14 protein-coding genes and 2 rRNA genes are annotated in these 12,093 nt (G+C 34.6%); 12 read left to right on the top strand and 4 right to left on the bottom strand.

Going from position 1 to position 12,093, the window contains the following annotated elements:
• The 3 genes from BM121_RS14360 to BM121_RS14350 form a co-directional block, all read left to right on the top strand.
• A 23S ribosomal RNA gene (locus tag BM121_RS14360) occupies positions 1-248 on the top strand; the annotation flags it as partial.
• A gap of 73 nt (positions 249-321) precedes the next feature.
• Positions 322-438: ribosomal RNA gene (gene rrf, locus BM121_RS14355) — 5S ribosomal RNA — on the top strand.
• A 132-nt stretch (positions 439-570) separates the two neighbouring features.
• Positions 571-1,038: an ASCH domain-containing protein gene (locus BM121_RS14350; protein WP_091484334.1), complete on the top strand. Its 468-nt coding sequence runs from the start codon at positions 571-573 to the stop codon at positions 1,036-1,038.
• Positions 1,039-1,082: 44 nt separating this feature from the next.
• On the opposite strand, the gene BM121_RS14345 is transcribed toward BM121_RS14350, so the two are convergent.
• A complete protein-coding gene (locus BM121_RS14345; protein ID WP_091484333.1) occupies positions 1,083-2,342 on the bottom strand; it encodes a BaiN/RdsA family NAD(P)/FAD-dependent oxidoreductase in 1,260 nt (419 codons plus the stop codon).
• 154 nt (positions 2,343-2,496) lie between these two features.
• Here BM121_RS14345 and BM121_RS14340 point away from each other — a divergent pair, with 154 nt between their 5' ends.
• The gene (locus BM121_RS14340) at positions 2,497-4,119 is read left to right on the top strand and encodes a putative polysaccharide biosynthesis protein (RefSeq protein WP_091484332.1); all 1,623 of its coding nucleotides are present in this window, start codon (positions 2,497-2,499) and stop codon (positions 4,117-4,119) included.
• A 16-nt stretch (positions 4,120-4,135) separates the two neighbouring features.
• The gene (locus tag BM121_RS14335; protein WP_091484331.1) at positions 4,136-4,837 is read left to right on the top strand and encodes a pseudouridine synthase; all 702 of its coding nucleotides are present in this window, start codon (positions 4,136-4,138) and stop codon (positions 4,835-4,837) included.
• A gap of 49 nt (positions 4,838-4,886) precedes the next feature.
• Here BM121_RS14335 and BM121_RS14330 read toward each other — a convergent pair whose 3' ends face one another.
• Positions 4,887-5,105 carry an HTH domain-containing protein gene (locus BM121_RS14330; protein ID WP_091484330.1) on the bottom strand — a complete coding sequence of 73 codons (219 nt, stop codon included), beginning with the start codon at positions 5,103-5,105 and terminating at the stop codon, positions 4,887-4,889.
• 95 nt (positions 5,106-5,200) lie between these two features.
• Here BM121_RS14330 and BM121_RS14325 point away from each other — a divergent pair, with 95 nt between their 5' ends.
• From BM121_RS14325 to BM121_RS14310, 4 genes are all read left to right on the top strand, one after another.
• Positions 5,201-6,262 (top strand): potassium channel family protein, encoded by a 1,062-nt coding sequence (locus BM121_RS14325; protein WP_342714484.1) that lies wholly within the window; start codon positions 5,201-5,203, stop codon positions 6,260-6,262.
• A gap of 4 nt (positions 6,263-6,266) precedes the next feature.
• Positions 6,267-6,818: an RNA 2',3'-cyclic phosphodiesterase gene (gene thpR / locus BM121_RS14320; RefSeq protein ID WP_091484328.1), complete on the top strand. Its 552-nt coding sequence runs from the start codon at positions 6,267-6,269 to the stop codon at positions 6,816-6,818.
• A gap of 9 nt (positions 6,819-6,827) precedes the next feature.
• Complete coding sequence (locus BM121_RS14315) at positions 6,828-7,754, top strand: NERD domain-containing protein (protein ID WP_091484327.1); 927 nt, start codon at positions 6,828-6,830, stop codon at positions 7,752-7,754.
• A gap of 139 nt (positions 7,755-7,893) precedes the next feature.
• Entirely contained in the window at positions 7,894-8,697 is an 804-nt protein-coding gene (locus BM121_RS14310) for a phosphotransferase family protein (protein WP_091484326.1), read from the top strand.
• On the opposite strand, the gene BM121_RS14305 is transcribed toward BM121_RS14310, so the two are convergent.
• Positions 8,678-8,962 (bottom strand): YtzH-like family protein, encoded by a 285-nt coding sequence (locus BM121_RS14305; protein WP_091484325.1) that lies wholly within the window; start codon positions 8,960-8,962, stop codon positions 8,678-8,680. The genes BM121_RS14310 and BM121_RS14305 overlap by 20 nt on opposite strands.
• 172 nt (positions 8,963-9,134) lie before the next feature.
• Between BM121_RS14305 and trmB the strand changes: the two genes are divergently transcribed.
• On the top strand, positions 9,135-9,776 hold the full coding sequence (gene trmB / locus BM121_RS14300; protein WP_091484324.1) for a tRNA (guanosine(46)-N7)-methyltransferase TrmB: 642 nt from the start codon (positions 9,135-9,137) through the stop codon (positions 9,774-9,776).
• Between the two features lie 128 nt (positions 9,777-9,904).
• Here the strand turns inward: trmB and BM121_RS14295 are convergent, their stop codons facing one another.
• Complete coding sequence (locus BM121_RS14295; RefSeq protein ID WP_091484323.1) at positions 9,905-10,243, bottom strand: PepSY domain-containing protein; 339 nt, start codon at positions 10,241-10,243, stop codon at positions 9,905-9,907.
• A 178-nt stretch (positions 10,244-10,421) separates the two neighbouring features.
• Between BM121_RS14295 and BM121_RS14290 the strand changes: the two genes are divergently transcribed.
• Positions 10,422-11,489, top strand: coding sequence for a M42 family metallopeptidase (locus BM121_RS14290; protein WP_091484322.1), 1,068 nt, complete (start codon positions 10,422-10,424; stop codon positions 11,487-11,489).
• Between the two features lie 9 nt (positions 11,490-11,498).
• Positions 11,499-12,008, top strand: a complete 510-nt coding sequence (locus BM121_RS14285; protein WP_091484321.1) for a DUF84 family protein — start codon at positions 11,499-11,501, stop codon at positions 12,006-12,008.
• Positions 12,009-12,093 lie beyond the last annotated feature (85 nt).

Raw genomic sequence — 12,093 nt, 5'->3', positions numbered from 1 at the left:
TAGTACGAGAGGACCGGGATGGACATACCGCTGGTGTACCAGTTGTTCCGCCAGGAGCATCGCTGGGTAGCTACGTGTGGAAGGGATAAGTGCTGAAAGCATCTAAGCATGAAGCCCCCCTCAAGATGAGACTTCCCATCTATTCGATAGAGTAAGATCCCTCAGAGACGATGAGGTAGATAGGTTCGAGGTAGAAGCGTGGTGACATGTGAAGCTGACGAATACTAATAGATCGAGGACTTAACTATACGATTTGTTTGAACTTGTTGTTAACTCTTATCTAGTTTTTAGGGTATATCCCTTATATATCATTATACATTGTCTGGTGGCGATAGCGGAGAGGTCACACCTGTTCCCATGCCGAACACAGTAGTTAAGCTCTCCAGCGCCCATGGTAGTTGGGGCTCGCGCCCCTGCGAGAGTAGGACGTTGCTAGGCATTTAAAAAACTTCTTAGTCATAGAACTAAGAAGTTTTTTAATATATCCAAAAAGCAATCCAGTTTAAAAATGAGATTTGGAGAAGAAAGTGCCTTAAAACAAAGATTTAAATGAAAAAGGAGGGCATGTTAATGTCACAGGAAAGAATAAATGAATATTGGCGTAAGTTTCAAGAAACAACTCCGAATGCACCTAATACATATGAAGCATGGCATTTTGGAGCAACTAAGGAACAGGCAGATGAGCTGGCTCAATTAGTATTAGAAGGTAAGAAGACGGCAACATCATCAAATCATAAAATGTACCAATTAGAAGGTTCTTCGTTACCTTATGTAGGGCTTTATAATATCATTTTAGATGGAAATGATATACCGGTAGCAATAATTAAAACAGTCGAAGTAAACATTATCCCATTTGATGAGGTGTCTGAGGAACATGCATATTTAGAAGGAGAAGGAGATCGAAGTTTAAAATATTGGCGTGAGGTTCATCAAGCTTTTTTTGAAAGGGAATTTAATGAAATCAATCATGCCTTTAACCACCAAATATTAGTAGTTTGTGAACGTTTTGAATTAGTGTACATTAATGGAGAAATCTAGACTAGCTATAAAGCTGAAGTCTAGATTTTTTGTAGCTTTTTCTGTTATGAACTTAGACTTTCCCAAGCAGCGTGCATGCCTGCTACTCTTCCGGTAACCATGGCTGAGGTGATATTATATCCACCTGTATATCCGTGAATGTCTAAAACTTCTCCACAAAAGTATAGACCGTGCATTATTTTAGATTGCATCGTGCTTGGTACGATTTCTTTAATGGAGACACCTCCACCTGTAACGAAAGCTTTATTTAATGGAAGACTTTCTTGGACCTGAAAAGAAAAAGCTTTAAGGTCGTTTACAAATCCTTCTAACTTTTCCCGGGAAATATTAGCACTTTTGAGCGTTTGTGAAATATCATTACTTTCTAATAAAAAATCCAAATATCTTTCAGGAACTAATCCTTTGGTAACATTTTTGAAGGTTCTTTTTGAATTTTCATCAACCATGGCTGATAGTTCTGAGAAAAGCTTGTGTAAAGGTTTATCAGGAATGGCATCTATTCGTACCTCAACCTGTTTTAGACCTCTCATAAACAATTTAACAATGTATTGTGAGCATCTTAATACCGCAGGGCCTGAAATACCAAAGTGAGTAAATAGCATATCCATTTGATGTGTGGTAACTTTCTTACCTTTTTCGTCATAAACTGACAATGCAGCATTACGTAATGCAGTACCTTGTAATATTTTGTTACGAATAAATTCTTCATTAGAAACGATTGGTACCTCTGTCGGATATAATTCTGTTATCGTATGTCCTGCCTTTTTAGCCCATGGATATGCATCACCAGTAGATCCAGTATGGGGAACTGCCTTTCCTCCTGCAGCAATGACGATAGCTTTTGTTTCTATGTTATCCTGATTGTCTAATATGATTTGATGTGTGCTTTCTCTGTAGTCAATAGCTTTTACGGCTGTGTTTTTCTTTATCGTGACATTCAGTTCATCTAACCGATGTAATAAAGCATTGACAACGTCATTTGCTTTATTACTGACAGGAAACATTCGGCCGTGATCTTCTTCCTTCAAAGCAACACCCAGACCTTCAAAAAAGTCAATAATGTCATAGTTATCAAAAATTGAAAATGCACTATAAAGAAAACGGCCATTACCAGGAATATGTTTCATTACTTCATCAGCTGGTAACCGATTTGTTACATTACATCTACCTCCACCAGATATTGCTAGTTTTTTTCCTAACTTATTCCCTTTATCAATCAATAGTGTATTTGCACCTTGTTCTGCTGAGGCAATAGCTGCCATTAGTCCGGCAGGTCCACCACCAATAATAGTTACATCCATCATTCTCTACATTCTTCCTTCCGCTCATATTTCATTGTAGTAAAAGTTTATCTCAGTTTTATCAGATTCACAAATAATCTGTCGAAATGAATAACATTAAATGGATTGCTATGTTAAAATATTAAAGGTACATATTTTAATGAATAAAGGTGAAAGCATGTCAAGTTCAAATTTTTTACGTGGAACACTTTTGCTCACAGGAGCGAGTTTTTTATCTAAATTTTTAGGGATGATTTATGTTATTCCCTTCACTAACATGGTAGGTGAAACTGGAACGACCCTATTCTCATATGCCTATATCTCATATACGATCCTACTAAGTATATCAACGGTAGGCGTACCTTTAGCTGTCTCCAAATTTGTAGCAAAATATAATACATTAAATGACCATTATACAAGTATGAGAATGTTGAAAATAGGAAGCTTAGTAATGTTAATAACAGGCTTTATTGCCTTTTTGATTATGTACTTTGGTGCCGATCTAATAGCAAACTGGACAAAAGATGAAGAAGCAGAAGGTATAACTATAGATGAAATGGAACATGTAATTCAAATGGTCAGTTTTGCTTTAATTATCATTCCTAGTATGGCCATTGTGAGAGGTTTTTTTCAGGGAAACGAATCAATGGGACCAACAGCAGTTTCTCAAGTAATTGAACAAATTATCAGAATTGTGTTTTTATTAGTGTCCGTTTTTGTAGTCTTAGAAATTATGGATGGAACTATTTCGACCGCAATAGGTTTTGCAACTTTTTCTGCCTTTGTTGGAGGTTTAGCTTCATGGGGTGTGCTAGCTTTATACTGGAAAAAGCGAAAAAAACATTTAGATGTAGCAATTGAAAAACAAACAAAAAAAGTGGACATTCCTGCAAGAGCTTTATTGAAAGAATTGTTTCGTTATTCAGGTCCTTTTGTACTTGTTGGTATAGCTATTCCGGTGTATCAATTTATCGATCAACTTACATTTAATCATGCCATGTCAGCAATTGGTAAAGAAAGTATAGCAGATATAGCTTTTTCAGCTTTTAATTTTCAAGGACATAAATTAGTTATTATTCCTGTTACCATCTCGACTGGCTTATCTCTTGCCTTAATACCAGAAATCACGAATGCTTTTAATGCTAATAAGATGCAGAAATTAAATGCCCAAATTAATCAGGCGTTTCAAATTATTATGTTTTTTGTGTTGCCAGCTGTATTTGGCTTAATGCTCCTGGCTGACCCCATTTATGGTGGTTTATTTGGTATAAAACATATTGATATAACTGGTGAACTTTTCGCGTGGTATGCACCTGCTGCATTAACCTTTGCCTTCTTTACCGTTACGTCATACACTCTGCAAGGTATTGAAAAGCAAAGATTCACATTAATAAGCTTATCCGCAGGTTTTCTTGCAAAAATATTGTTGAATTCCATATTCATTCAAACATTCGGAGCAAAAGGGGCAATCATTGCCACTTTAATTGGTACCTTCATTGCTGTAATACTTAACTTATGGCAAATAAAAAAAGCAATCAATTTCAACTATCGAAAAACTTTCAAATTATCACTATTGATGCTTATCTTTACAAGCATAATGGTCATCGTGTTATTAGTAATAAAATACGTATTCGGATTATTCCTAGATGTTCATGAAAACCGACTACATGCCGTACTAATGATGCTCATTGGTGTTGTTGCAGGCGGTAGTGTATATTTATATTTAGGTTATGCTTCTACCTTATTCGAAAGGATCACTGGAAGAAGAATCGCTATTTTAGATCGATTAATTAGAAAGTAGAAAGGGGGAAATAGTTATTCGTTTAGATAAATTTTTAGCAAATATGGGTTACGGTAGCCGAAAAGATGTCAAAGCGATAGTAAAGAAAAAAAGAATTACTGTTAATAATCAAATCATTCGCAAAGCAGATATCCATATTGATCCGAGTCAAGATCAGATAAAGTGTGATGGTAAAATAATTGAGTATAAAGAATATATTTATTTAATGTTGCATAAACCTGCAGAATATTTATCAGCTACGGAAGATCAAAAGCAAAAAACGGTACTCGATCTGATAAAAAAACAAGATAAGGTACTAGAACCTTTTCCTGTTGGACGTTTGGATAAAGATACGGAAGGGTTATTATTATTAACCAATGATGGTCAATTGGCACATGAATTACTGTCGCCAAAAAAACATGTTGATAAAACATATATAGCAAAGTTAGCAAGAGATATTACTGAACAAGAAATTAACCAATTTGCTGAAGGTGTCCTATTAGAGGATGGTTATTTAACTAAACCTGCGAAATTACGAGCCATTGAAGATAAAATGGTAGAGATTACGATAACAGAGGGGAAATTTCATCAGATAAAGCGAATGTTTGAAGCAGTAAATAATAATGTGTTGTACTTGAAGCGCTTATCAATGGGGAGCTTGTATTTAGATGAGAAACTTAAAATGGGTGAATATCGGGAGTTAACAAAAGAAGAGTTAGATCAATTAAGTAGCAAATAAAATACCAGTATTAGTCCAATACTGGTTAAGGATATATTCAATAAATCATTTATGATATTTTTACTTTTTTGTTTGTGATTTTCCAACGTCCCCGATTTGGACTATTAACAAGTCCATTATATGCCAGCAAATGTAAATCTCGTTGTACAGTACGATCCGTAATGCCAAACTCTTCAGCTATTTGGCTCGTGGTGACCGGCCCATTATTTCTAATAAACAGGTAGACAGCCTTAACACGAGTTAGCATGCGGGTGGTTGATTGACTCAAAAAATCACTCCTTCAAAGTTTTCAAGTTAAACCTTGTTAAAGTATATTCATGATGTACATTCTATTTTACACTTTATTTTTAGGATTTTCTACATATAACTATTAATTTACAGATAATTAAAAAAAGTCGAGGTGAACCATTTATGCACGTATTAAGGCAATTAATGAAAAAAGTGATTCATATTCCGAATTACATGCTGTTTATAGCCAGTTTTTTGTTAGTCATCCTATCATCTATGCTAATCGTCTTCATAGAAAGAGAATCTTTTCCAACATTTTTTGATGGTTTCTGGTGGGTGATGACTACCGTAACAACAGTTGGATACGGTGATCTATATCCGGTAACAGTTGGTGGCAGATGGTTAGCATTATTTTTATATGTCTTTGGCATAGGGCTTATTGGTGTAGTGATAGGGAAAATTATTGACAGTCTGGCGATTTATCGTAAAAAAAGACAGGAAGGTGATATTATGTATAAAGGAAAAGGGCATTATATTATTATCGGATGGTCACAGAAGGCGAAGTATGCTATTAAGGAGATGCTCGCAACCTATCAGGATATTGAAATAATTATTATAGATCAATTGGATAAAGCACCAATGTTAGATAGTAATATTTATTACATAAAAGGAAATCCATCTGAGCAAGAACCGTTAGAGAAGGCAAATATTCAAGAAGCAAAATCAGTATTAATATTTGCAGATGATGATATTTCGGATGGTCAATTAGCTGATGGTAAAACATTGTTAATAGCTTCTACAATTACAGAAATGGCACCAGAAGTACACACAATCGTAGAGGTTATGGAAGAAAATCATATTAAGAATTTTAAATATTCGCAAATTGATGAATTCATTATATCGAATGAAACGATTTCATCATTATTTGTACGCTCAGCATTTCGAAATGGGATGTCTAACATATTTGGTCAGTTGCTTCGGAGATCACAAGGTGATGATTTATTTTATGTACCTGTGAAATCATCGTGGAATACTTATAAAGATGCATTTGATGATTTATTGAAACAGGGGGCAACGCTTGTTGCTGATCATGACAATTTAAATATAAATCGAATGCTTAATGAATCGATACCTAATAATGCTGAATTGTTTGTTATTTGTGATAAACCTACCTATCAAAAAATAATAAGAGGGTAATAAGATGAACAATAAAAATAAACATTACTTTATTGCTGTTGAAATAGATACTGAAACAAAAAAATGGCTTTATCAACTTCAACAAACGCTAAAGAACGATTTTTATTATAAAAACTGGGTAGACAAGAACGATTTTCATATCACGTTGCATTTTTTCGGAGCAATCGAAAGATCGACATTAAATCATGTAGCGAATCAATTGGAACAGTTGGACCCTAAAGCTTTTACAGCTGAAATTGGAGGATTGTCTACCTTTGGCTCAGCAAATAAGCCACGTGTATTATGGATTGGTGTTGAAAACAAACCAGCCTTAGTACAATTACATCATGAAATTCAACAAATAGTTGGGCAATATGTACCGATAGACAAACGAGCTTTTACTCCTCATATAACTCTTGCTAAAAAATGGGCGAGTGAACAACAATTGCAGCATAATACCATTCTTAACCAACCGACAGGAGAAAAATATCTACACGTTAATAAAGTAGTTATATACGAAATACACCCAGAGAAAAAGCAAAAATACCAAATTTGGCGGCAGTTTGAACTGAAATGAGGTGACATAGTGGCTCAATTAATTAAATTGGAAAATTACATATCGCGTTATCAACGAGATATTTTTCATTATCCAAGTCAATTTTCACGGTTGAAAAAGGAAAATTGGGAACGATTAAAATTTTTGTGGGAAGATCAGAGGCAACTTAAATTAGAGGTAGATAATGAAGAAGAGTTGAATGAGTCAAATTTTTCAAAATGGCGCTCATTCTTCAAAAGTAGATCGGATTCAGACGATATCAAATCAGAAAAAGAAACAGATGAAATTGATATTTTACCAGCTTCAGAGGAAGAACTAAAACAGTACTTTTTAGATACATTAATTCCATTTCAATTAAAATGGGCTTCGACAACGATAAATGAAATGTCTTTTATAGATCGCAGTTATTATCAGGATTTTTTACTGAAATACTTTTTGCAACGCATACCTGATACCCATTTACTCTTGTACTTTCCAGTATTCCAATTAAAAAATGGACCAATGGAAGGAGATATAGTCTTAATTAGCCCTTTAGAAATTGAAATCATTACACTAATTGAAAAGCCAAAAAATCAGACTATTATACCAAATGATGCAAGGCTGTGGTTTTTGGAAGAAAACAATATTCAAAGTAAATTTTTAAATCCTTTAATTAGTACGAAAAGGACGGAAACCATCATACAAAGTGTTTTAAAAAAATATCAATTAGACTACCCAATTAAAAAAGTTATTTTATCACGTACCAATGTGATCGATTATCAAATAGAACCATATCATACTAAATACATTGATCGCGACCATCATGAAGAATGGTTAAAACAAAAACAGCAATTATATGCACCATTAAAGCATCAGCAGTTAAAAGTAGCTGAAGCATTATTAAAACATGCGGAGTCGATTGCTGTAAAAAGACCGGAATGGAAACAAGAAGATACGTCAGATTCTTTTTCGAAATGACAAAAAAGATATTATTTTTGTCGAAAATTAAATTTTTACTTGAAATTATACCTAATTTTGCGTTAATCTATTAATACTATTCCCTTTTTAAAGATAAAGAGGTTAAGAGACTACTAAGAGGATTTGAGGGTGACAAGCTGTGGAACATATTCTAGGTGAAGATTGGACAATTATTCCTGCTGGTGGATCAACCGGTGCGGCTTATTATGCCCAATCGAATCAGAAAAAATTATTTTTAAAACGAAATTCATCTCCATTTTTGGCTGTATTATCTGCACAAGGTATTGTACCTAAACTTGTTTGGACAAAGCGCCTTGAGAACGGTGATGTAGTAACGGCTCAACAATGGTTGGATGGCAAAGCTTTAAATATTGAAGAAATGCAGCACCCTAAAGTAGCGAAATTATTAAGTAAAATCCATCATTCCTCTGAATTATTAGATATGTTGTTACGGATAGAAAAAACCACTATCGTTCCAGATCAAATGTTAGTAAGAGTGAAACAATTTGTGCAAGGCAATAAATTCGCGCGTCATTCACTTACGATATATAAGGCAATTAAATATTTAGAAAAGCGTATATTAGACGTTTATTATGATCAACAAGTTGTATGCCATTGTGATTTAAACCATCATAATTGGATGCTATCTAATAATGGTGAATTATATTTAATTGATTGGGATAATGCACGTGTTGGTGATCCAGCTATGGATATAGGAAGAATTCTTCAGTCATATATACCAAAGCAAGAATGGAGTCAATGGCTTGAACATTATGGAATTGAAAATAGCAGATATTTAATGCAGCGAATGCACTGGTACTTAATCATTGATGAAATCATTGGTTATGTATGGTCTGAAAGCAGGTATAAAACAAAAGAAGCCGATATTCATTTAAATGAGTTAAATCAGCTTCTTCATCAAATTAATGATTGGAATCTTTAATAACTTGTAACCACTGTTCGATTTCGGGTTGATGCTTATAAATATGGTCATCTAAATTATTGGATGTAGCACCTAACGTACCATATTGGTCGATGACATCTACTATTTGCACTAAATCACTATTTTGAATGGATGGTTGTTGTTGAAGAGATCTGATTAATCTTGATATTTGTTCGCATTCTGAAGCACTACCACAACATTCTTCAGCATGCAGACTTAAAAGATCGTGCAGTAAATCTAACTGGTTATTTGCATTTAAAGCCATATCTTATCTCCCACCTTTATGATTTAGCATGATCTAAAAATGTAAATTGTATACAAATTTCAAGGTAGAAGGCTTTTGCTAAATAATTGGCAAAAGCCAATTTAATGTATGGTCAAAACGACAAATGGCAAAATGAAACATAAAGAAACTCTTTTATAAAGGAGCTAAATTCATGAGAGCAAGACATAAACCATGGGCTGACGATTATTTGAAAGAAAATCACGAGCTTGTAGAACTAAACCCTGCAGAAAACAAAGGCAAATGGCAACAGCAGATTAGTAAAGATAAACCATTACATCTTGAAATAGGAACAGGGAAAGGCCAATTTATTGAGGGAATGGCAGCACAATATCCAACAATTCATTTCATAGGGATAGAAGTTGTCAAAAGCATTATTGTGTCTGCCGTGGAAAAAGTGAAAGATTTTCAGCATTCAAATGTAACTTTAATAAATGAACATGCACAGGACCTATCTGATTTATTCGGAGATAATGAAATAGATGAAATGTACTTAAATTTTTCTGATCCATGGCCTAAAAATAGGCATGAAAAGAGAAGATTAACGTACCATGCGTTTTTAGAACAGTATCAGAGAATTTTAAAACCAAATGGTGAATTAGTGTTAAAAACCGATAACAGAGGATTATTTGAATATTCCTTAGTAAGTTTCTCACAATTTGGTTGTACACTGGAAGAAGTCACACTAGATTTACATGCACTAGAAGACCCAACAAATGTGATGACAGAATATGAAGAAAAATTCTCAGCAAAAGGACAACCTATATACCGCTGCCGTGTAAAATTTCCAAAATAAAAACCAGGCAATTCATCTGGTTCTACTATTATTGGGGAAATGTTTCAGCCATACGTAAAAAAAACCGAGCTTTTTCGCTCGGTTTTTTTGTGTGCGCATTTTTGCTCTGAGTTGCTAGGTAGGCATTATTAAGCAGTAGTATGGACTTGATTTGGGTGCTGTGGAAACATATCAATAACAGTGCCAGTCAGTGCATCCACATAAAATTCATATGGTACATACTGCTCCTCAAATTGTTTGGTAATGCCACCGTGATAAACCTTGTATTCAAGGCCATTTTTTTGCAATGGTTCTGACTTCATATAAATCCATGAGCCACTCACTTCATAGTTCTCTTGAAAATTCTCTTTTACGATTTTCAAGGCCTTTTCTGGCTTTATTCGTTGTTTCTCATTTTGTTGTTGTTTTAAAAAATATCCCAACAAAAAAGCACTGCCTGCAATAATAATAGTATTCTTCTTATTCATCGTTTCACTCCATCCATTGATTAACTTAAATGACGAGACATATATCTTCATCTTAAGGATAATAATAGAAAAAAAGCAAGTAAAAAGCAATTCAAACTGACATCATCTTTTAAATGTATAATGCTTTTCGAATAATAATTAAAAATGATATAGTATATGAAAGAAAGGATGACGACAAATGAATGCAGAAACGCTAGAGCTTTTTCGAACATTGACAGAACTTCCAGGTGCTCCAGGTAATGAGCATGCAGTTAGAAAGTTGATGAAACAAGAATTGACCAAGTATGCAGATGACATCATTCAAGACAGACTTGGTGGTGTTTTTGGTGTTAAAAAAGGACAAGGTCCAAAAGTTCTTGTTGCAGGTCATATGGATGAAGTAGCATTTATGGTGACACAGATTACAGATAACGGTATGATTCGTTTTCAGCCATTAGGTGGTTGGTGGTCACAGGTATTATTATCTCAAAGAGTGGAAATATATACAGATGACAAAAAAGTCATTGGTGTAGTGGGTTCGATTCCACCGCATAATCTGACGCAAGCTGAACGTTCCAAGCCTATGCAACAGAAAAACATGCTAATCGATATCGGAGCAGATAATAAAGAAGACGCAGAAAATATCGGTATAAAACCTGGGCAATCGATCATTCCTGTTTCTGAGTTTACTCCGATGGCAAATGATAAGAAAATTTTAGCGAAAGCTTGGGATAATCGTTATGGATGTGGTTTAGCTATAGAATTGTTAAAGGAGTTGAAAGGTGAAACTGTACCTAACGAACTTTTCGCTGGTGCTACTGTTCAGGAAGAAGTTGGGCTTCGTGGTGCAAAGGTAGCTGCAAACATGATTAAGCCGGATATTTTTTATGCTTTAGATGCTTCTCCTGCCAATGATATGTCAGGAGATGATAAAGAATTTGGGCAGCTAGGTAAAGGAGCACTCTTACGTATTTTTGACCGTTCGATGATCACGCATCATGGGGTGAAGGACTTTGTTCTAGATACAGCAGAGAGTAATAATATTCCGTATCAATATTTTATCTCACAAGGTGGAACAGACGCTGGTAGTGTTCATTTATCCAATCATGGAGTTCCTTCAGCTGTTGTTGGTATTTGCTCTCGTTATATTCATACACATGCATCAATTATTCATGTAGACGATTATCAAGCAGCAAAAGAATTGTTAATAAAATTGGTGAAAAATACAGATCAAAATACGGTAGATGCCATCCTAAATAACGGGTGAAATCCAATAATGAATATTGTTGTAGGATCTTATAACAAAGCAAAAGTGAAAGCTGTTCAGTGTATGTTTCCAAATGCAAATATAATGAGTGCTGATGTTGATTCTGGTGTGAATGCTCAACCGAAGTCGGATCCGGAGACTATGCAAGGGGCAATAAATCGAGCGAAAGCAAGTAAACAAATAGAAGATAATTGTTATGGTATTGGTCTTGAAGGTGGAATAATGCAAATCGATGATCAAGTTTTTTTGTGTAATTGGGGTGCTCTTGTCACACCACATGACCACTTGTATATTGCCAGTGGTGCAAGGATTCCCTTATCAGTCGAAATTGCTCAATCCCTATTAAATGGACAAGAATTAGGCGAAATTATGAGAGAATGGACAAAAATAAATGACATTCGTCAACACCAGGGTGCTATCGGTATATTTACGGATGCACATGTTTCACGCGAAGATATGTTTACACATGTAGTCAAACTTCTGGCAGGACAAGAAAAATATCATCTTAACAGTAAATAAATGGCATGAATTTTGGCTTGTGAAATATATAAAAAATAGTATTATAGAAAAAGGGGGAGACTAGGACTAACATATCAGGAGGATT

Origin of the sequence: Gracilibacillus orientalis (assembly GCF_900114645.1) — a bacterium.
GTDB classification, from domain to species: domain Bacteria; phylum Bacillota; class Bacilli; order Bacillales; family Amphibacillaceae; genus Gracilibacillus; species Gracilibacillus orientalis.
Note: the sequence above shows the minus strand (reverse complement) of the source record. Positions and strands in the feature narration are given on the sequence as shown.

Coding starts and splice junctions, on each gene's coding strand:
- BM121_RS14305 (WP_091484325.1), bottom strand. CDS start 8,962: ATGGCTTTAAATGCAAATAACCAGTTAGATTTACTGCACGATCTTTTA.
- BM121_RS14290 (WP_091484322.1), top strand. CDS start 10,422: ATGAATGCAGAAACGCTAGAGCTTTTTCGAACATTGACAGAACTTCCA.
- BM121_RS14340 (WP_091484332.1), top strand. CDS start 2,497: ATGTCAAGTTCAAATTTTTTACGTGGAACACTTTTGCTCACAGGAGCG.
- BM121_RS14345 (WP_091484333.1), bottom strand. CDS start 2,342: ATGATGGATGTAACTATTATTGGTGGTGGACCTGCCGGACTAATGGCA.
- trmB (WP_091484324.1), top strand. CDS start 9,135: ATGAGAGCAAGACATAAACCATGGGCTGACGATTATTTGAAAGAAAAT.
- thpR (WP_091484328.1), top strand. CDS start 6,267: ATGAACAATAAAAATAAACATTACTTTATTGCTGTTGAAATAGATACT.
- BM121_RS14285 (WP_091484321.1), top strand. CDS start 11,499: ATGAATATTGTTGTAGGATCTTATAACAAAGCAAAAGTGAAAGCTGTT.
- BM121_RS14295 (WP_091484323.1), bottom strand. CDS start 10,243: ATGAATAAGAAGAATACTATTATTATTGCAGGCAGTGCTTTTTTGTTG.
- BM121_RS14350 (WP_091484334.1), top strand. CDS start 571: ATGTCACAGGAAAGAATAAATGAATATTGGCGTAAGTTTCAAGAAACA.